This window comes from Leifsonia sp. 2TAF2 (genome assembly GCF_052115085.1).
Classification (GTDB): domain Bacteria; phylum Actinomycetota; class Actinomycetes; order Actinomycetales; family Microbacteriaceae; genus Leifsonia.
Map to the genome: position 1 here is coordinate 1 of NZ_JBFRFY010000004.1, position 19,354 is coordinate 19,354.

The window sequence follows — 19,354 nt, forward strand, 5'->3', positions numbered from 1 at the left end:
CGGCAACCAACCCGACGGCAGTGACCCTCGAACGCCCGCGAGCGCCGACGCGCCCTGCATCACCGCGTCTGGCGCGATACTCACCTTCACAGCAACGACCTCACAATCCTCGATGGGATGTTGTCCTCCACATCTCAGACTGCAATGTAGCGCGCGATCCAGGCGTGCCCTCCAATAGAGGCCATCGGTCGCGCGCCAAGATGTCGCCACTGACCCCGCCCCGCCGGGTACCGCCCCGGGCCCGGCGTGACGGGGCCGAGGACGATCAGGCGGCCGCGCGGCTGAAGTAGTGGCCCGCGGCCAGGTCGTCGAGGAGCCCCGCCTCGGTCGGCTCCCAGCCCAGACGCTCGCGAGTCAGTGCGCTGGATGCCGGGACGTCGAGGGCGAAGAACGCGCCGATCCAGCCGAAGTGCGCATCCACGTCGTCCGGGTCGATGGATGCGACCGGCACTCCGGAACCACGGCCGATGGCTTCGGCGATCGCCCGGGCGGGCACGCCCTCCTCCGCGATGGCGTGCACGACGCGAGCGGCGTCCGGGTTCTCCAGGGCGCGCACGACGAGTCGCGCGGCGTCGTCGCGGTGCACCGCCGGCCAGCGGTTCGCGCCGTCGCCGACGTATCCGGCCACGCCCTTCTCCCGGGCGATGCCGACCAGCGTCGCCAGGAAACCGTGGTCGCCTGTGCCGTGGACGGTGGGGGCGAAGCGTAGCGCGATCGGGCGGACGCCGCGATCCGCGAATCCGAGGGCCAGTGCTTCCGCCCCTCCGCGCGGCGCCTCGGACCCGGTGAAGGGGGAGGCGTCCTCTTCGGTCACCACCTGGCCGGGACGGACAAGGGCGACGCCGGAGGCGAACAGCAGCGGCTTGCCGGTGCCCGCGAGCGCCTCGCCGAAGGTCTCCATGGCCGCGCGCTCCGAGCGCCCGGACGCCGCGAAGTTGCTGAAGTCGTGCTTGAAGGCCAGGTGGATGACCGCGTCCGCGTTCTCCGCTCCCGACCGGAGACTGCCCAAGTCGTCGAGCCCGCCGGGCACGGGCTCCACTCCGGCCGCGCGCAGCCGCGCCGCCGACTGCTCCGACCGGGCGAGCCCGCGGACCTGGTGACCCGCGGCGACGAGTTCGGGCACGACGCCCGATCCGATCCATCCCGAGGCGCCTGTGACGAATACCTGCATGGTGTGCTCCTTCACGTGTCGTGCATCACCGTCGGATGGCAGTGATGTCAGAAACTGTCGTCAGCGTAGCACTCATGTCAGGATGTGTCATCACTATGATCGTCTTATGGGACGTTGGGAGCCGGGTGCGCGCGGGCGCCTGATGCGCGCTGCCCTCGAGCTGTACCTCGATCCCGGATACGAGCAGACGACGGTCGCCGACATCGCGGCCCGCGCGGGCGTGACGGAGCGCACGTTCTTCCGTCACTTCGCCGACAAGCGCGAGGTGCTGTTCGACGGCTCGGCCGAATTCCAGGCCACGGTGCTCGCGGCGATCGCGGCGGCCCCAGCGACGGCGTCGGTGCTCGCCGCGGCCGTGGCGGGGATGGATGCGGCGGCCGGTTACCTGCAGAGCAATCCCGACCGCGACTTCCCGCGCCGCCGCGCCGCGGTCATCGCCGCCAACCCCAGCCTGCAGGAGCGCGAGCTGCTGAAGCTCGCCTCCGTGACCTCGGCCTCCGCGCGGGCACTGACCGCCCGCGGCGCCGACCCGGCCGAGGCCGCCGTCGCTGCGGAGGTGGCGATGGCCGCCTTCCGGCTGGCTTTCGAGAGGTGGACCACCTCGGCGGAGCCCCTCGACCTGCGCGACCTCCTCGCGGACGCCATCGCCCGCTTCCGCGCCCTCTCCTGACCCGCCCCGACAGCCGCCGAGCGGTGAGTGGATGCGCGAATCCCTCCCGAATGGCGACAAGGTGTCACCACTCGGCACCTTGCTCCGCCGCGACCCGGTGGGAGGATGACGCTACACGCCCGGCTCGGGCGTCCGAGCGAGGGGACGACCGATGGCGGCAGACACCTGGGTGGACCGTCCTGACCTGGCGCCGCATCCCCACCACCATCACGGCTGGTGGTGGAAGACGCTGCTCGCCGGGCTCGCCCTGTGGATTCTCACGATCGTCGTCACGATCGCGACGTCCAACACCAACCTGATCCCCACGCTGATCCTGCTGGGCAGCTTCCTGGTGCCCTTCTGCGTCGTGCTGTTCGCGATCGAGCGGGTGACGGGCAGCGTCAGTTCGCTGCAGCTGGTCCTCGCGTTCTTCGTCGGCGGCATCTTCGGCGTGCTCGGCGCCTCGCTGCTGGAAGTCAACCTGCACCAGAGCTACTGGCTGTACCTACTTGTCGGCCTGATCGAGGAGCTCGTGAAGGGCATCCTGCTGGTCATCATCGGCTGGCGGGTGGTGCCGAAGACGGCGAAGCAGGGCGCCCTCCTTGGCGCCACGGTCGGTGCCGGGTTCGCCGCGTTCGAGTCGGCGGGCTATGCGTTCAACGCGGCCATCACCTCCCAGGGCATCGACCTGGTGTCGCTGCTGCAGACGGAGGTGCTGCGCGCCATCCTCGCGCCGGTCGGCCACGTGCTCTGGACGGCCGTGCTCGGCGCGGTGCTGTTCGGCGCCGCTCGGGGGCGCGACCGCTTCCGCTTCTCGATCTGGATCGTGGTCACCTACGTCGGCGTCGCGATCCTGCACGGGCTTTGGGATGCGGCGGGCGACCTGGCGGCCGTGCTCGCGCTGATCCTGAACGGCGGCGCGCTGGAGGAGCTCACGACCTCCGGCGGCCTCAGCACGCAGACCGCCTCGGCCGTGACCGCCCTGGCGGGCATCCTGTACATCGTCGTGCTGATCGTGGTCGCCGCCGGCGGCATCCTGACCCTGTGGCTCGTGCTGCGGCACTACCACCGTGCCGAACGGCGGAGGATGGCCGAGCAGCCGATCGTGTGAGGTGTCGGCGAGGGTTCAGGATGCGCTGCTCAGCACGACGCAGCACCGCCCAGCCTGAGGCGAGAGATGCGCGCGGTCGGGGTCGTCCTCGTGCCCGGCCAGCAGTCCGCGGAGCAGCGCGTGGTTGACGCCGCACACCAGGTCGGTGTGACGCTGGGCCAGCCGGTGGAACGGACAGTTGCGCAGCGTGGTCTCCGAGCCCTCCGAGCCCGCCTCGGATGCAGGCTCGTACCCGCGCTCGGCCAGGTCTTCCTCGAGTGAGCGGTCGGGTGACGCGCTCCGCCTGCCCTCCGCCTCCGCCGCCACCAGGAGCGCCTCTCGCAGCCGGCCGCTATCGTCGGCGGCGACCGCATCGGTCATCAACTCGGCGAGCAGCCGGTAGTCGCGGGGCGGGACGGACGCGGTCAGCTCGCGCGAACTGCGGATGTACCGCTTCGCAGGCCGTCCCGCTCCGGGGCCCCCGCGTCCCGCCTCGCGGGAGTACCCGGCATCGAGGAGGCCTGCCTCGGTCAGGCGGTCGAGGTGGTAGGCGGCCAGGGTGCGGCTCATCCCCGTCGCCGTCGCCGCCTCCTCCCTGCCGACCGGCGCGGTGCGGGAGGTCACATAGTCGTAGAGCCTCCGACGGGCAGGGTCCGACAGTGCGCTGAGCGCATCCAGGGCCGGATCGCGGCGGTGCTCGTCCATGCCCACACTCTAACAACAATGGATCTTGACAAAAAGCCCTGAGCGGTCGCACCCTGAGAGAAGATCGACGGCGAGAGGCTGAACGATGGGCGAGACGGTACTGGCACGCGGCGGGATCGACACGGTGGCGGCCGAAGTCGCGGCGGAGGCGTTCTTGGCGGCCCTCGGCGTGCCGCTCGACTCCGACCACTTGCGCGAGACGCCGGGCCGGATGGCGCGGGCCTGGGCCGAGATGCTGACGCCGCGGCCGTTCGAGCTGACTACGTTCCCCAATGACGAGGGCTACGACGAGCTGGTCGTGGCGCGCAACATCCCCGTGCGGTCGCTCTGCGAGCACCACCTGCTGCCGTTCACGGGAAGAGCCTGGGTCGCCTACCTGCCCGGCGACCGCATCCTCGGGCTCTCCAAGCTGGCACGCGTGGTGGAGCTGTTCGCCTGCCGTCCGCAGACGCAGGAGCGGCTGACGAAGCAGGTCGCCGACTGGCTGCAGGACCGCCTCCAGCCGCGCGCGGTCGGCGTCGTGATCGCCGCCGAACACTCCTGCATGACGCTGCGCGGGGTGAACGCGGTCGGATCGAGCACCGTCACCTCGACCCTGCTGGGCACCCTGCGCGACGACGCCCGCTCACGCGCCGAGTTCCTGGCCGTCACCGGCATCGCGCCCTGACGCCCGGAATCGAAGGAAGGACACCGATCATGACCGATCCCCTTGCCGCGCTGGCCGACGCCGGCGTCTCCATCTGGCTGGACGACCTCGGCCGGGGGATGCTGCGCTCGGGCCGCCTCGCATCCCTCGTCGAGAGCCGCTACGTGACCGGCGTCACCACCAACCCGACGATCTTCGCCGCCGCCATCGGAAAGCGCGAGTCGTATCAGGCGCAGCTCGACGACCTGGCCGCTCGCGGAGCGGAGGTCGGCGAGGCGTTGCGGGAGTTGACGGCTCACGACGTGCGCGACGCCTGCGACGTGCTCCGTCCCTGCTTCGACGCGACCGGCGGCGTCGACGGGCGCGTCTCCATCGAAGTGGATGCGCGGCTCGCGCACGACGCCGCTGGCATGATCGCGGAGGCGCGCTCACTGTGGTGGGCCGTCGACCGCCCTAACCTGTTCATCAAGATCCCGGCGACCCTCGAGGGGATCCCAGCGATCAGTGCGTGCCTGGCCGAGGGGATCAGCGTCAACGTGACGCTCATCTTCTCGCTCGCGCGGTACGGCCAGGTGATGGATGCGTTCCTCGACGGCATGCGGCAGGCCGTGCGCAACGGCCATGATCCGGCCGGCATCGCATCGGTCGCCTCGTTCTTCGTGTCCCGCGTCGACAGCGAGGTCGACAAGCGACTCGACGCGATCGGGACACCGGAGGCCGGGCTCCTGCGCGGCCGGGCGGCGGTCGCCAACGCCCGGCTCGCCTTCCAGGCCTACGAGAGGATGCTCGACGGAGACGAGTGGAGGCAGCTTCACGCCGCAGGCGCGCTCCCGCAGCGGCCGTTGTGGGCATCCACCTCCACGAAGGATCCGTCGTACCCGGACACCCGCTACGTCGTCGACCTCGTCACCCGCGGGGTCGTCAACACGATGACCGAGGTGACGCTCGACGCGATCGCCGATCACGGCGTCATCCCCGCCGACTCCGTGCGCGGGACGTACGACGAGGCACGCGCCGTGCTCGACGCGCTCGCCGTGGTCGGTGTCGACTACGACGATGTCGTCGCCGTGCTGGAGGGCGAGGGCATCGCGAAGTTCGCCGACGCCTGGAGCCGGCTGTCGGACGAACTCGCCGCGGCGCTCAGTCCTCGCTGAGCGCCTCCTGCGCTTCCTTCGGCAGCTTGCGGACCTTGGAGCGACGCTTGCGACGGTCCGGGATCATGGACCGCATCTCCTCCAGCCGGCCGAAGCACAGCAGGCGGTCGCCCGCCTCCAGCACGACGCCGTTCCGCGGGTTCGGGATGACGGACGCGCCGCGGTGCAGCGTGAGCACCGTGATGTCGCGCTCGCCCAGTCCGGAGTCGCGAAGAGACGTGCCGACGATGTCCGCATTGGTGTGCACGAGGAGCTCGGCCACCCCGTAGCCGGTGGAGACGCTGAGCCGCTGCCGTACGTCGATCTCGGGGAAGCCCACCTGATTGTCGATGAAGTCGATGATGGCGCCCGCTACATCCAGTCCCGTCGCCCGCTCGATGCCCTCGAGCCCCGGGGAGGAGTTGACCTCCATGACGAGCGGACCGTCGTTGCCTTCCAGCATGTCGACGCCGGCCACCCGCAATCCCATGATCTGCGCGGACCGCACCGCGGCCTCCTCGAACTCCGGTGTCAGCTCCACCTTCTCGACCGTGCCGCCGCGGTGCACGTTGGAGCGGAACTCGTCGCCGCTCGCCACCCGCCGCATCGCCGCGACGACCCGGTCGCCGACGACGAGGGCGCGGATATCGCGCCCGCGGCTCTCGGCGATGAAACTCTGGATGAGGACGTTCTGCTTCGTCGAGTGGAGCGTCTCGATGATCGACTCGGCGATCTTCGCCTCCGGGGCGAGGATGACACCGATGCCCTGGGTGCCCTCCAGCAGTTTGATGACTACCGGCGCACCGCCGACCCGCTCGATCGCCATGCGGACGTCCGCCCGGCTGTTCACGAAGGCCGTGCGCGGCATCCCGATGTTGTGGCGAGAGAGGATCTGCGTCGCGCGCAGCTTGTCGCGGGAGTTGGTGATGCCGTTGGCGGTGTTGGGCGTGTACACATCCATCTGCTCGAACTGTCGCACCACGGCCGTGCCGTAGTAGGTGATCGAGTTGCCGATGCGGGGCAGGACCGCGTCGTAGTCGGAGAGCAGGCGGCCCCGATATTGCAGGTCCGGTTCGTCGCCGGAGAGGTCGATCGCGAACCGCAGCGTGTTGAGCACCTTCACCGTGTGGCCTCGGTTCTCGGCGGCGGAGCGCAGCCGTTGCGTCGAGTACGCGTGCGGGGCGCGCGAGAGGATGGCGAGTTTCACGGGGGAGCTCCTGCGAAGATGGGGGGATGGCCGACACCCATCCAACCACCGACACGGTCGGCTGGCGCGAGTGGGCGAGCCTCCCCGGTGTCGGCGTGCCGTGGATCAAGGTGAAAGTGGATACCGGCGCACGCAGCTCCTCCCTCCACGCCTTCGATATCGAGGAGCTCCCCGGCGACCGGGTGCGGTTCCGGGTGCAGCCGTGGCAGGACTCCGAGCAGGATGCGGTGCTCACTGAGTGCGCCGTCCATGACCGCCGTGTGGTGCGCAGCTCCTCCGGGCACACCGAGGAGCGGATCGTCGTGCTCCTCGATCTGGTGCTCGGCGGCCGTCCGGTCCGCGCCGAGACGACGCTGACGAACCGCGACCAGATGGGCTTCCGCATGCTGGTGGGCCGTGAGGCGCTGCGCCAGGGGTTCGTGGTGGACCCGGCCCGCTCCTTCCTCGGCGGCCGGGCGCCCCGAGAGATCCGTCGCCGCAACCGCGGCCGGGAGCTCAGCTGAGGCCCAGCTCCCGCCGCGGTGTCCTCCGCATGGCCGCATTAAAGGCGTTCGAATCTCGACTCGCTTTGACGGTTGTTCCGCACAGCCAGAGCGATTTGGAGGGGTATCGCTCTGGGTGCGGTCGATGCACTTGCTGGGGTCATCAAGCGTCCTGGGAGCAGCCGGAGGGTGCCAGCGCTGTAGCTTTCGGGCAATCGGCTGGAGGGTTCGGAAACTCCTGGCGGGACGCCCATCCACCGGAAGGACGAAATTGCGAAGAACACCGATTACGAGCGGGCAGACCGCCTCCACCATGAGCGAACATCGGCTGACTCGAAGACAACGGGCGGGAATCCTTCTTACCGCTGCGGTCGTGGGCCTCTGCTCCATCCCGATTACCGCTCAGGCGGCCGAGTCGCAATTTTGGAGTGGCGCGACAGTCGGCGGCCAGAGCAAGAGTAGCGGCCAGGCGACCATGAATGGAGCGCGGGGTTTCGCAGTCACTGCACGCACTTTCTCCATCTTGAACGTCTACTCATGGCAGGGCCAAATTGCCGGGGCAACATCGACGAACGGCAACTGGGCCACGTTCTCGCATCCAAGGATCGCGGGCGCCTTCTCTGGTTGCCATTGGGGTTCGAGTTCCGATGGTTCCGTGAAGGTAGGGATGACATGCAAATACTCGTACTGAAACCGAACGGTCTGCGCGTAGCGGGCTACGGCGTCCTCGCGACCGTCTTGGCCGTGGCCATCGGCTCTCTCATTGGGGTGGCCGGCGCTAAGGGAAGCGTGGATCCCATACCGAGGGGTAGCGAGAGCCTCGCACCGGCGAAGGTGGTCTCGTTACTGGGAACGACAGTCGCTGCGAAAACGCGCACGGTTTCCGCTATTCCGTCGGATGCTGTTCTCGCCATGCATGGCGTCGACGGCGTTGACGCGTCGAGCGTGCGATTGCTCGGGACGGGCGACGGCACCGAGTTTTGGGCTGCCGCCGATAATGCTGGAAACATCTGCGTCATCACCCATCTGGTTGAGCAGGACGTCTACGCGTCCGCCTGCAATACCCCCGAGGCTGCGGAGAAGAACGGGGTTTCGGTCGGCGCATTCGACGATCCGACAAGGCCCGGATACCGGGGCATAACTGCCCTGCTCCTGCCCGATTCGGCAGCGACTAGTCCAAGAGCGTTGTCCCGCTCCGTCACTCCGTGGGCTGCGCTCTCACCCAATCTCGTCGTTTCGGATACTGCCGACATCCAGCCAGGCAAGGCGTACGAATTCGGCCGGGTCTCACGAAGTGACGAACCCGTCGAATTCGTGCTCGACTAGGTGCGGTTGCACGGATCGGTTTCTTGCAGGTCAGGAGCCGATCCGTGCAAGGAGATTGGGAGAGATCTTCACCCAGGGACGCTCGGGACTGCCACCGTATGACTCTGCGTAGTACCGCACGAGAAGCCCCGGAACGGACAACCCGAAGGTTGCGCCACTTCCGCATCCTTCAAGAAGGCGCTCACCGTCCTTCGATGCGACAACGCACGCCACGAGCTTGTGATCCAGCGGCTTGGCGGCGTAAAAACTGATGTTGTCGTGGCTCCCTACCAGCCGAGAACTGTCTCGCAGCACGGAGTCCGTCTGCACCGACTCCGGCAGTGCGTCCTTCTCCGAGCGTTCGACATCGAAGGGGCTGTAGCTCGACACGCACCCCGTCAGTAGTGCGGTCAACGCTCCGAAAACCACCGAGATCAGGACAATTCGTTGTGTTCCGCGAAGGAGCGTAGCCATGCGTCGACGATACTGTGGGGGCCAGCACGGCGGGACACACGTGACCTCAAGAGCTTAGCCCCAGCTCCCGCCGCCAGTGGGCGAGGAACTCGGCACCCGCGTCGTCGTGGATGGCGTCGCCGATGGTGATCACCTCGTAGGGGCGCTTCAGGACGCCGTCGGCCGGGCGCACGTCCACGTGGGCCACCTCGTAGCCGGCGTCGTGCACGAAGTCGGCCATTTTGTAGTCGCTGCGTGAGTCGCCGACCGAGCGCCAGCGCCGCGGGAGAGGCCCGCGCGCCGCGAAGTAGTCGAAGGCGCGCTGAGCGCCGCGGTCCTTGTCGAGGAGAACCGACTCGATGTCGGTGGAGATGATCGTCGGGTCGATGCGGAACGGTACCTGGTCGTCGGCGTCCGGCGCGACGCGCTCGCCGTAGCGGAGGCCGACGCCCAGGCCGGTGAGCAGGTCGAACGCCGCATCCTGGAACCGCGCCTGCGCCTCGGCGTACGTGTCCGCATCCACGTCGGTGCGCTGCTCGACCGAGATCATCGCGCGCTTCGTCTCGTCGAAGAACATCGTGTCGGCGAAGCGGTCGCGCACCAGCCCGCGGATGCCGTCGACCGCTTCGGGCGTGAAGGCGACCGTCTCATCCACGGTGACCTCGCCCATCCCGTCGCCCGTGATCGGAGCCCAGGCGCCGCCCTTCTCGAAGACGCCGAACATCCGCGCGCCGTGCTGGTCGAGCGCGTCACCGAGCCCGGCGTCGCAGAGCGGGTTCACCACCTGGTTGCGGATGAAATCGCCCGAGCGACCGGTGATGAACGCGATCGGCACGCCTGCCGCCGCCATGGAGACCAGGTCGGTGACGATGCTGCGGATGGCGATGGTACGCGTGACAGGACTGGCGATGGGACCGTCGACGTCGAAGAGGAGACCGAGATTGTGCACAGTCCATTCTCCCCACTGCGACAATGGACGCATGTCGCATCCCGTCCCCGCAGCTCGCCCGCTGTGGCACCCGGATGCACCTAGCACCGTCGCGCAGGCCGACAACCTGGAAGTGCTCGCGGCTCTGCCGGACGCCTCCTTCCGGCTGATCTACCTCGACCCGCCGTTCAACACCGGCCGCCCGCAGGCCCGGCAGACGCTCACTTCTGTGCGGTCGGAGGGCGGAGCGGGCAGCGTGATCGGCTTCAAGGGCCGCAGCTACGAGCGCATCAAAGGGGATCTGCTCAGCTACGACGACCGCTTCGAGGACTACTGGGGGTTCCTGGAGCCACGGCTGATCGAGGCGTGGCGGGTGCTCGCCGACGACGGCACCCTCTACCTGCACCTCGACTATCGCGAGGCGCACTACGCCAAGGTCCTGCTGGATGCGTTGTTCGGTCGCGAGTCGTTCCTCAACGAGATCATCTGGGCGTACGACTACGGCGCGAAGCCGAAGAACCGGTGGCCGGCGAAGCACGACACGATCCTCGTCTATGTGAAGGATCCGTCGGCCTACTACTTCGACTCCGCCGCGGTGGACCGGGAGCCGTACATGGCGCCAGGCCTCGTGACTCCCGAGAAAGCGCAATTGGGCAAGCTCCCGACGGACGTCTGGTGGCACACCATCGTCTCCCCGACCGGGCGCGAGAAGACGGGCTACCCCACGCAGAAGCCGGAGGGAGTGCTCCGCCGGATCGTCCAGGCGTCGAGCAGCGAAGGCGACTGGGTTCTCGACTTCTTCGCAGGCAGCGGCACCACGGGCGCCGTCGCGTCCGCCCTGGGTCGTCGTTTCCTGCTCGTCGACAGCAATCCGGCCGCGATCGCGGTCATGCGCGACCGGCTCGCCGCCAGCGATCCCATCGTCCGCTTCGTCGACTGAGGGGCGCTCTCTCCACACCTCCCCGGCGTTCATCCGGAATTCTCAGGGCGGTGTGTGGAAGGGTGGATGCACTATGCGATCGACCCTCCGAGCACTGCCCTTCCTGTGGGGTGCGCTGGTGTCGGCGGGGCTGTTCGCGGCCGTCTACCTGATCTTCGTGCGGAGCTACATCGGCCAGGTGATCGACGAGCGCGCCTTCGCAGGGGCGGACGCCTGGAAGGGCGCTGTGATCGACTTCGCGCAGAGCTTCCTCGACGCGCTGCCCGTCGCCTCCGTCGTCATCGGGGCGATCGTCGCGGTGATCATCGTGCTGGTGCGCCGCAATTGGCTGGTGTTCGCGATCGCCGTGGGCGCCGCCATCGGCGCGAACGTGAGCACGCAGCTGCTGAAGTACACCATCCTGTCCCGGCCCGAGAAGGGGGTGGATGTGGGGCTCGCCAATTCGCTCCCGTCCGGGCACACCGCGGTGGCGGCGTCGGCTGCGCTGGTCGTCTTCCTGTTGGCGTCGCCTAGGTTCCGCCCGCTCGCGGCCGTGATCGGCTCGGTGTTCGCCATCGCGGCCGGAGCGTCCACGCTCGTGGAGCAGTGGCACCGCCCGAGCGACGTGGTGGCGGGGATGCTGGTGGTGGCGTTCTGGGGGTGCCTGGCCGGAATCGTGCTGTCGTGGTTGCGGCTGCCCGGTGCCGAGCCGCCGGTGCGCAGCAAGCTGTGGCCGCTCGTCTGGATCGGAGCGGTCTGCGGGATCGGGTCCGTCGTGGCGCTGCTGGTGACCTACTTCTCGGCGCAGACGGGCACCGAGCACCTGTTCATCGCGTATGCGGGTGGGGTCGCGGCGATCGTGGCGACCGGGTTCGTGCTGGCCGCTGCGGGCAACCGGCTATACCGGCGGCTGGCGTGAGCGGGACGATCAGCCCTCGCCGCTGAAGAACGCCGAGAGGTCTCGGGTCAGCTGCTCGGGGGCCTCCTCGGCGACGTGGTGACCCGAGTCGATGCCGTGCCCTCGCACATCCACCGCCCAGTCCCGCCAGATGGCGAGCGGGTCGCCGAACAGCCGCTCGAGGTCGTCGCGCAGTGACCAGAGAACGAGGGTGGGGACGGTCAGTCGCCGTCCGGTGCTGCGGTCGGCCTCTTCGTCCGCGCGGTCGACGGTGAGCCCCGCCCGGTAGTCCTCCAGCATGGCCCGGACGACCTCCGGCCGGTGGATCGCCTCCCGGCGCTCGGCGAAGTTCTCCACGCCCATGGCCTCCGGATCCCCGTGGTACCAGGCGTCCGGGTCGGCGTTGATCACGCGCTCCGGCACCTCCGGCTGGGCGAAGAAGAACCAGTGGTACCACTCGGTGGCGAACTCGGGTGTGATGCGGTCGAGATGCTCGACGATCGGCAGGCAGTCGAGCAGCGCGACGCGCCGCACGACGTCGGGGTGGTCCATCGCGAGCCGGAACGCCGCGTAGCTGCCGCGGTCGTGCCCGACGAGGTCGAAGCGGTCGTGGCCGAGAGTCCGCATGAGCGAGAGGATGTCGTCGGCCATGGCGCGCTTGGACGCCTGGGAATGATCCGGTCGCGGCACCGGCGCGCTCGAGCGGCCGTAACCGCGCAGGTCCGGGACGATGACGGTGAACCCGCGCTCCACCAGCAGTGGCGCCACCCGGTGCCAGGTCGCTCCGGTGCGGGGATGCCCGTGCAGCAGCACGAGCGGTGGACCGTCGCCACCGTGGCGGACGTGGATGCTCGCCTCGCCGACATCCACGTCGGCGATCTCGAAGCCGTCGAACATGCTCGGGAGGGTCAGGCCTTCTCGCGCAGGTTTCCGGCGATCTTCTCCAGCGATCCGTCGAGCGCCTGCTGCATCCCGTCGAACTCCTGCGTCGTGTGGATGGTCAGCTCGACGCCGTCATCGGTGAGGCGCAGCGAGCCGTGATAGTCGTGCGGGCCGGGGGCCGACCAGCGCACCTCGCGAGCGGCACGGTCCACGTCGAAGTTCGCCTCGGACGTGACCGTCTCGTCGGTGCCGTCGTGGTCGGCGTCCACATGGGCCGTCGTCTCGACCTTGCCGTCGGGGAGCTCGTGCGCCTCGGTCATGCGCGGGAAGTACGCGGGGAGGTTCTCCGGGTCGGAGACGTAGTCGAAGTACTCGTCGGCATCGCCCTCGAGGGGCCGCTTCGCAGTGTAGGTGGGCATGCCGCGACGGTACGCCCGTCGGCTCCGACCGCAAGCCGCCGCATCCACCGAGACGGCCGCGAGGGTCAGCGCGCAGACCACGGCGGCGCACAGCGTCAGCGGAGCCGCGCCGAGCGGGGCGACCAGCCCTGCCGCGGCGACGCCGATGGCGCTGCCGGCGACCTTGACGCCCGCGACCGTCGCGAAGACGCGGGCGGTGGCGCCGGGCGGCGAGTACTCCGTGCGCGCGGCGAGTGTCGCCGCGAACAGGACGGAGCTGACGGCGCCGACGACCGCGAACGCCACGCCGCCGGTGGCCGTGGCGGCCGCGGGGAACGGTAGCGCCAGCAACGGGAGCAGCAGTGCGGCCCCGGCGGCCGCCACGCCGAGGCGGACCAGCCGCTCGGGCGCGCCGGTCAGCGGACGCACGATGAGGAGCAGGGAGGCGACCAGGCCGCCTATGCCGTAGAGGGACATCAGCACGGCGGCGGAGGACGGGGATGCGCCCCGCTGCGTCGCCAGCGCGACCGCGATCACCGGCGCGGCGGCGAGGGCCGTGGCCGATCCGACGGTCGCGACGGTGGTCCGCCGAAGGGGAGGGATGACGACCAGCAGGCGCAGCACACCGCCGGTCGCGGTGCGCGGGGGTGTACGGGATGCGCCAGGAAGCCAGAGCACGGGAACGGCGGCAAGGGCCAGCAGGCCCGCGGTCGCGGCCAGGGCGCCGCGCGGGGTCAGGACCGTCGCCGCGACGGCGATCGCCGCGGGGCCGACGGCTCCCGCGACCCCGTAGGTGAGCGCGTCGATGGCCTGCCCTCGGCGTTGGCGCGGGCTAGCGGCATCGATGCCGGTGTCGATGTCGGTGTCGGCCGGCCGTTCTGTCGGTCCCTCCGCCGCGGCACGCGCGCGCGTCTCCAGCAGCGGAGCGAGCCGGCTGCTGAGGCCGCCGGTGACCAGCGGCCCTGCGCATCCCGCCGCCGCCAGGGCGACCGCGGCTGCGGCCGTGCTGACCGGCAGGAGGAGTGCCGCTGCGACGATGAACACTCCGTACCAGGCGAACGCGCCCGCGAGCACCGGACCGGGCCGGCGCCGCGCATCCAGGAGGCGTCCGGCGAGCGGGCCGACCAGGTGAGGGATGGTCAAGGCGCCGGCGAGAAGACCGCCGACGGCCGGACCGCCGGACGCCGTACCCGCGAGCACGGCCGCCACGATCGCGCCCGCATCGGCCGACCGTGCAGGCACCGCCGCGGCCACGTAGACGATGACTCCGCTTCGTCTGCTCACCATCGACACGTTGCCCTCCTCCGCGTCACCTGTCAAGATGGTGACGTGGCATTCGAGTTCGTGGCGGGCAATTTCGCCCTCGACTTCGTCGCGACCGTCGCCGAGCGGCGCACGACGGCGGTCGAGCGCGTCCCCACCCCGGAAGCGCTCGGCGAATGGTTCGCCGACGCAGGACTCGTGGATGCGCCTCCCGCCGTCACAGAGGCCGAGCACGCGGAGGCGCTGGCGCTGCGGGAGACGATCTGGGCGCTCCTGACCAGCGACCCCGCGCAGCCGCTCGACACTGCCGCCGTCCGCACCCTCGACCGCTACGCAGCGTCTAGCATCCCCGTCGCCGTGCTCGCCGCCGACCGTTCGGTCACCACCACCGGCGACTCGACGTCGTGTCTCGCGGCGATCGCGCGCGCGGCCGTCGACGCCTTCCGCCCCGAGAACGTCGCGCACCTCAAGTGGTGCGAGGGGACAGACTGCACGCGCCCGTTCCTCGACGCGTCACGCGCCGCGAACCGCCGCTGGTGCGGCATGGCCGGCTGCGGCGACCGCGCCAAGGCGGCGGCCTACCGCGCCCGCAAGCGCACCGCCCGCTCCTGAAGCGATCCCGCCCCACCGTCGAGTCCGCACACTTTGCACACGACACGCCGCTGAGCCGTGCAAACTTCGCGGACTCGATGGCGGGGGGGAGAGACCCGGCGCTCAGCTGCTCTGGCGCACGACGAGTTCGGTCGGGAGGAGCGTCACCCGCTCGACGTGCTCGCCGGCGAGCCGCCGGACCAGCACCCGAGCCATCGCCTCGCCCAGGCCGATGGAGGGCTGGTGCACGGTCGTCAGCGGCGGCGTCGACATCAGCCCGAAGCTGTCGTCGTCGTACCCGACCACCGCGATGTCGCCCGGGATGCTCAGGCCGGCCTCGTGGATCGCGGAGTACGCGCCCGCGGCCATCTGGTCGTTGGCGGCGAACAGCGCGTCGATGGGGCGGCCGTCCGCGAGCAGCCGGCGCATCGCCTCCAGGCCCGAGGCGGGCGAGAAGTCGCCGAACGCGACCATCGTGGTGTCGAGGCCCGCCGCATCCATCGCCCGCTTCCAGCCGTTGAAGCGGTCGAGGCCGGCGGGCATGTCCTGCGGGCCGGTGATGAGGGCGATACGACGGCGGCCCCGGTCGATCAGGTGCTGGGTGGCGACCTCGGCGCCGGCGACGTTGTCCACATCCACGTAGTACGACAGGTGCTCGGTCTCGCTGACCGGGCGTCCGCCGAACACCAGGGGGAGCGTGGTGCCGAGCTGCGCATACGAATGGTCGCCCGAGTGGTGCGAGACGACCAGGGCTCCGTCGACGTTCCCGCCCATCAGGTAGCGCCGCGTCTTGTCCGGCGTCGTCTCGGACGCGATGACCATGTTGAGCGTGTACTCGGTGTCGGCGAGGCTCAGCGCGACGCCCTGCACGATGGATGCGAAGAACGGGTCGGCGAAGACCTTCGCCGTCGACTCCGGAACGACCAGCGCGACCACCTGCGTGCGGCGCGACGCGAGGGACCGGGCGGCACGATTGGGGACATAATTCAGGTCGGCGATGGCGCGCTCGACCACCGCGACGACCTCCGCCGTGACCTTCGGCGACCCGTTGACGACGCGCGACACGGTCGCCCGCGACACGCCTGCGCGCGCGGCCACCGCCTCCAGCGTGGGCACGGCCCCGCCGGTGATCTGCTCGGTCGTCATCCGGTCTCCTCGTCGCTTGCGTCCATGCTAGACGCGGGACGCGGCGGCCTCCTCCACGATCTCACCGGCCCGTGCTTCCGCGATGATCCTGGCGAACGCGTGGCCGGAGTCCTTCACGGTGCGCTCCTGGGTCTCGTAGTCGACCCGGACGATGCCGAACCGCTTCGCGTACCCCCACGCCCACTCGAAGTTGTCGAGCAGCGACCACACGAAATAGCCCCGTACGTCGGCGCCCTCGTCGATCGCGCGTCCGACCGCGTCGATGTGGGCGAGGATGTACGCCTCGCGCTCCGAATCGTGCACGGCGCCGCCCGCTGAGACGGTGTCGTCGTACGACGCACCGTTCTCCGTGATGTAGAGCGGGGGCAGCGTCGGGTAGTCGCGGGTGAGGCGCACGAGCAGCGCGTGCAGGCCGTCCGGGTTGACCTCCCAGCCCATCGCCGTGGTCGGCAGGTGCCGCGACGGGAAGGTCACGTACTCGCTGCCGACGAACGGCGACGAGGTGGGCCGGGGAGTCGGCACGACGGCGGCGGGTTCCTCCGCCCCGAGTGGATGCCCGCTCACGTTGTCGTCGTGGTAGTGGTTCACGCCGAGGAAGTCGATCGGCTGCGCGATGGTAGCCAGGTCCCCGTCGAGCACGAGCTCCTCGAAGCGGTGCTCGCGCACATCCTGCAACACGTCCTCCGGGTAGGCGCCGAGGAGCAGCGGCTCCAGGTACATCCGGTTCCACAGTCCGTCGATGCGCCGAGCCGCCTCCCGGTCCACCGGATCGGTGGGATCGTTCGGCACCGCGGTGGTCAGGTTGAGGGTGATGCCCAGCTTCAACTCGGAAGCCGTGCCCCGCTCGTCCGCCAGCGACCGGATCGCCGAGGCGGCGAGTCCGTGCGCCAGGTGCTGGTGATGGAGGGCTGCGAGCCCCGCGCGCGGCTCCTGACGGCCCGGTGCGTGCTCACCTCCCGCGTACCCGATGAGGGAGGAGCACAGCGGCTCGTTGAACGTCGTCCAGTGGTCCACCCGGTCGCCGAGGGCGTCGTACACCGCGACCGCGTAGTCGCGGAACCGATACGCCGTGTCGCGGGTCGCCCATCCGCCCTTCTCCTCGAGCGCCTGGGGCAGATCCCAGTGGTACAGGGTCAGCCAGGGCAGGATACCCGCGCCGAGCAGTTCGTCGACCAGCCGGTCGTAGAACGCCAGCCCCGCTGCGTTGACGAAGCGGTCGCCCGGCTTGACGCGCGCCCACGAGGTCGAGAATCGGTACGACTGCAGTCCGAGCGACGCCATCAGCGCGACGTCCGACGGCATCCGGTGGTAGTGGTCGACCGCCACCTCGGGGGTGTCGCCGCCGGCGATCGCACCGGGGACGCGTGCGAACGCATCCCAGATCGAGTCCTCCTTGCCGTCCTCGTGGGCGGCGCCCTCGATCTGTGCGGCCGCGGTGGCCGATCCCCAGAGGAAGCCATCGGGCCAGGTGCGGTTCATTCTCAACCTTTCACCGCGCCCGCCATGATGCCGGAGACAAGCTGCCGGCCGGCGAGCACGAAGAGGATCAGCAGGGGGATGGTGGCGAGCACGGCTCCGGCGAGCACGATCGAGTAGTCGACGTACTTGGCCGACTGCAGCTGGCTGAGCGCCACCTGCAGCGTCGGATTCTGCGGCGCGACGAGCAGCGGCCAGAGGTAGTCCGTCCACGCGGTCATGAACGTGAAGAGGCCGAGGATCGCCATCGCGGGACGCGCGGCCGGCACTCCGACATGCCAGAAGGTGCGGATCATGCTCGCCCCGTCGACACGGGCGGCCTCGATGAGCTCCTCGGGGATGACGTCGACCAGGTACTGCCGCATGAAGAACACGCCGAACGCGGTGACCAGCGTCGGCACGATGACCGCGCCGAGCGTGCCGGTCCAGCCGAACTGCTTCATCACCATGAACAGCGGGATGATGCCGAGCTGCGTCGGGACGGCCAGCGTGCCCACCACGAAGATCATCAGGCCTTCCCGTCCGCGGAAGCGCAGCTTCGCGAACGCGTAGCCGGCGAGCGTGGAGAACGCGACGACCGACAGCGTGATCACCGAGGCGACGATGATCGAGTTGCCGAGTGCGAGCCAGAAGGGCACGGTGTCCAGCACCTGGCCGATGTTCGTCCAGAACTGTCCGCCCGGCAGCAGCGGCGGCCAGGTGGAGGTCAGCACGGTGCTGTTGCTCGAGCCTGCGACGAACGACCACCACAGCGGATAGGCGCCGCCGATGAAGAGGGCGAGCAGGATGCCGTAGGTCAGGAAGCCGGGCCGGCGGTCGATGCCGAGCGCCCGTCGCTTGGGGGCACGGGCTGCGGCCGGGCGGGTGGGCGTGGTGCGCTCGGTGCGCGCTGTGGCGGTCACAGGTTCTTCTCCTCGCTCGCTGCGGCCAGGATGCGCGAGGCCTGCAGTCGTCTGGCGGTCCGTTTGCGATGCAGCCGCGACTCGGTGGAGGCGATCCGCCGCGAGATCAGGAAGTTGAGGACGCCGAAGATCACGATGAGCAGGAACAGCATCCACGCGATCGCGGACGCCTTGCCGAAGTTCTGCCGGTTGAACGCCATATCCCACAGGTAGAGCACGGTCGTCTGGTACTGCCGTTGCGGACCACCCGGCACGGCGCTCGACGGGTTGAACAGCTTCGGCTCTGTGAAGATCTGCAGGCCTCCGATCGTGGCCGTGATGATCACGAAGATCATGGTGGGGCGGATGCTCGGCAGCGTGATCGAGAAGAAGCGGCGGAACGACCCGGCGCCGTCGAGGGCGGCCGACTCGTGGATGTCGCGGGGCACCGCCTGCATGGCCGCCAGCAGGATGAGCGCGTTGTAGCCCGTCCAGCGCCAGTTCACCATGGAGGCGATGGCTACGTGCGACGGGAACGTCTCGGTCTTCCACATCACAGGGTCGACGCCGATGGCCTGCAGCATGTTGTTGATCAGGCCGTACTTCTCGTCGAACGCGCTCGAGAAGATCAGGGTCACCGCGACCGGGGTGACGACGTAGGGGAGCAGCACGCTCATCCGCCAGAACGTCTTCGAGCGGATGTTCTGGTCGAGGATCGCGGCGATGAAGACGGCTGCGATCAGCTGCGGGATGGCGGAGAGCAGGAAGATGCTGATGGTGTTGAACAGCGAGTTCCAGAAGAACGGATCGCTCAGCTCGGTCGCGTAGTTCTTGAAGCCGACCCACTCGCCCGGCCCTGTGAGCAGGTTCCAGTTGTTGAGCGAGACGACGAACGTGTAGATGAGCGGGAACAGCCCGACGAGGGCGAAGAGAACGAAGAACGGCGCGATGTAGAAGTACGGTGACGCCTTCACATCGAAGCGGTTCAGGCGCTGCTTGTAGGTGAGCTCGGTGCGCGGGGCACGTTTCCGCGGCGACGACGGTGCGGCGGCTGCGGCGTCATCCCGGGCGGTGGTGGCGGTGGTGGTCATGGTGGATCTCCCCGTGATGCGGGCCCCCGCCGTTCGGGTA

Annotated in this window: 20 protein-coding genes; 9 read left to right on the forward strand and 11 right to left on the reverse strand. The window is 69.5% G+C overall.

The annotated features are described in order from the left end of the window. Positions 1-265 precede the first annotated feature (265 nt). Complete coding sequence (locus AB4Z18_RS18795; RefSeq protein ID WP_441784292.1) at positions 266-1,171, reverse strand: SDR family oxidoreductase; 906 nt, start codon at positions 1,169-1,171, stop codon at positions 266-268. A 106-nt stretch (positions 1,172-1,277) separates the two neighbouring features. On the opposite strand from AB4Z18_RS18795, the gene AB4Z18_RS18800 reads away from it, so the two are divergent. Together AB4Z18_RS18800 and AB4Z18_RS18805 are read left to right on the forward strand one after the other, a co-directional pair. Continuing rightward, complete coding sequence (locus tag AB4Z18_RS18800; RefSeq protein WP_441784293.1) at positions 1,278-1,841, forward strand: helix-turn-helix domain-containing protein; 564 nt, start codon at positions 1,278-1,280, stop codon at positions 1,839-1,841. A gap of 151 nt (positions 1,842-1,992) precedes the next feature. Continuing rightward, positions 1,993-2,931 (forward strand): PrsW family intramembrane metalloprotease, encoded by a 939-nt coding sequence (locus AB4Z18_RS18805; RefSeq protein WP_441784294.1) that lies wholly within the window; start codon positions 1,993-1,995, stop codon positions 2,929-2,931. A gap of 15 nt (positions 2,932-2,946) precedes the next feature. Here AB4Z18_RS18805 and AB4Z18_RS18810 read toward each other — a convergent pair whose 3' ends face one another. After that, a complete protein-coding gene (locus tag AB4Z18_RS18810) occupies positions 2,947-3,615 on the reverse strand; it encodes a helix-turn-helix transcriptional regulator (protein ID WP_441784295.1) in 669 nt (222 codons plus the stop codon). 85 nt (positions 3,616-3,700) lie between these two features. Here AB4Z18_RS18810 and folE point away from each other — a divergent pair, with 85 nt between their 5' ends. Together folE and tal are read left to right on the forward strand one after the other, a co-directional pair. Next, on the forward strand, positions 3,701-4,282 hold the full coding sequence (gene folE / locus AB4Z18_RS18815) for a GTP cyclohydrolase I (protein WP_441784296.1): 582 nt from the start codon (positions 3,701-3,703) through the stop codon (positions 4,280-4,282). A 29-nt stretch (positions 4,283-4,311) separates the two neighbouring features. After that, a complete protein-coding gene (tal, locus tag AB4Z18_RS18820; RefSeq protein WP_441784297.1) occupies positions 4,312-5,415 on the forward strand; it encodes a transaldolase in 1,104 nt (367 codons plus the stop codon). Here the strand turns inward: tal and rimK are convergent. Further along, positions 5,402-6,601 carry a 30S ribosomal protein S6--L-glutamate ligase gene (gene rimK / locus AB4Z18_RS18825; RefSeq protein WP_441784298.1) on the reverse strand — a complete coding sequence of 400 codons (1,200 nt, stop codon included), beginning with the start codon at positions 6,599-6,601 and terminating at the stop codon, positions 5,402-5,404. The two genes, tal and rimK, sit on opposite strands and share 14 nt — an antisense overlap. A gap of 26 nt (positions 6,602-6,627) precedes the next feature. Here rimK and AB4Z18_RS18830 point away from each other — a divergent pair, with 26 nt between their 5' ends. Then, positions 6,628-7,104 carry an ATP-dependent zinc protease family protein gene (locus tag AB4Z18_RS18830; protein ID WP_441784299.1) on the forward strand — a complete coding sequence of 159 codons (477 nt, stop codon included), beginning with the start codon at positions 6,628-6,630 and terminating at the stop codon, positions 7,102-7,104. Positions 7,105-7,620: 516 nt separating this feature from the next. Continuing rightward, the gene (locus tag AB4Z18_RS18835) at positions 7,621-8,409 is read left to right on the forward strand and encodes a hypothetical protein (RefSeq protein ID WP_441784300.1); all 789 of its coding nucleotides are present in this window, start codon (positions 7,621-7,623) and stop codon (positions 8,407-8,409) included. Between the two features lie 30 nt (positions 8,410-8,439). On the opposite strand, the gene AB4Z18_RS18840 is transcribed toward AB4Z18_RS18835, so the two are convergent. Together AB4Z18_RS18840 and AB4Z18_RS18845 are read right to left on the reverse strand one after the other, a co-directional pair. Next, a complete protein-coding gene (locus AB4Z18_RS18840) occupies positions 8,440-8,862 on the reverse strand; it encodes a hypothetical protein (protein ID WP_441784301.1) in 423 nt (140 codons plus the stop codon). 46 nt (positions 8,863-8,908) lie between these two features. Then, complete coding sequence (locus AB4Z18_RS18845) at positions 8,909-9,790, reverse strand: hypothetical protein (protein ID WP_441784302.1); 882 nt, start codon at positions 9,788-9,790, stop codon at positions 8,909-8,911. Positions 9,791-9,821: 31 nt separating this feature from the next. Here AB4Z18_RS18845 and AB4Z18_RS18850 point away from each other — a divergent pair, with 31 nt between their 5' ends. Together AB4Z18_RS18850 and AB4Z18_RS18855 are read left to right on the forward strand one after the other, a co-directional pair. Then, the gene (locus tag AB4Z18_RS18850) at positions 9,822-10,709 is read left to right on the forward strand and encodes a DNA-methyltransferase (protein WP_441784303.1); all 888 of its coding nucleotides are present in this window, start codon (positions 9,822-9,824) and stop codon (positions 10,707-10,709) included. A gap of 73 nt (positions 10,710-10,782) precedes the next feature. Further along, complete coding sequence (locus tag AB4Z18_RS18855) at positions 10,783-11,607, forward strand: phosphatase PAP2 family protein (protein ID WP_441784304.1); 825 nt, start codon at positions 10,783-10,785, stop codon at positions 11,605-11,607. A gap of 9 nt (positions 11,608-11,616) precedes the next feature. Here AB4Z18_RS18855 and AB4Z18_RS18860 read toward each other — a convergent pair whose 3' ends face one another. Continuing rightward, positions 11,617-12,483, reverse strand: coding sequence for an alpha/beta fold hydrolase (locus AB4Z18_RS18860; protein WP_441784305.1), 867 nt, complete (start codon positions 12,481-12,483; stop codon positions 11,617-11,619). An 11-nt stretch (positions 12,484-12,494) separates the two neighbouring features. Further along, complete coding sequence (locus AB4Z18_RS18865) at positions 12,495-14,159, reverse strand: hypothetical protein (protein ID WP_441784306.1); 1,665 nt, start codon at positions 14,157-14,159, stop codon at positions 12,495-12,497. 36 nt (positions 14,160-14,195) lie between these two features. Here AB4Z18_RS18865 and AB4Z18_RS18870 point away from each other — a divergent pair, with 36 nt between their 5' ends. Beyond that, the gene (locus AB4Z18_RS18870; RefSeq protein WP_441784307.1) at positions 14,196-14,741 is read left to right on the forward strand and encodes a CGNR zinc finger domain-containing protein; all 546 of its coding nucleotides are present in this window, start codon (positions 14,196-14,198) and stop codon (positions 14,739-14,741) included. A 102-nt stretch (positions 14,742-14,843) separates the two neighbouring features. Here AB4Z18_RS18870 and AB4Z18_RS18875 read toward each other — a convergent pair whose 3' ends face one another. Genes AB4Z18_RS18875 through AB4Z18_RS18890 form a run of 4 tightly spaced genes read right to left on the reverse strand, consistent with a single transcriptional unit; the run spans position 14,844 to position 19,314 of the window. Then, on the reverse strand, positions 14,844-15,866 hold the full coding sequence (locus AB4Z18_RS18875) for a LacI family DNA-binding transcriptional regulator (protein ID WP_441784308.1): 1,023 nt from the start codon (positions 15,864-15,866) through the stop codon (positions 14,844-14,846). 27 nt (positions 15,867-15,893) lie between these two features. Beyond that, the gene (locus AB4Z18_RS18880; RefSeq protein ID WP_441784309.1) at positions 15,894-17,345 is read right to left on the reverse strand and encodes a GH1 family beta-glucosidase; all 1,452 of its coding nucleotides are present in this window, start codon (positions 17,343-17,345) and stop codon (positions 15,894-15,896) included. Between the two features lie 2 nt (positions 17,346-17,347). Beyond that, the gene (locus AB4Z18_RS18885) at positions 17,348-18,244 is read right to left on the reverse strand and encodes a carbohydrate ABC transporter permease (RefSeq protein WP_441784310.1); all 897 of its coding nucleotides are present in this window, start codon (positions 18,242-18,244) and stop codon (positions 17,348-17,350) included. After that, a complete protein-coding gene (locus AB4Z18_RS18890; RefSeq protein ID WP_441784311.1) occupies positions 18,241-19,314 on the reverse strand; it encodes a carbohydrate ABC transporter permease in 1,074 nt (357 codons plus the stop codon). The genes AB4Z18_RS18885 and AB4Z18_RS18890 overlap by 4 nt, the downstream gene beginning before the upstream one ends. Positions 19,315-19,354 lie beyond the last annotated feature (40 nt).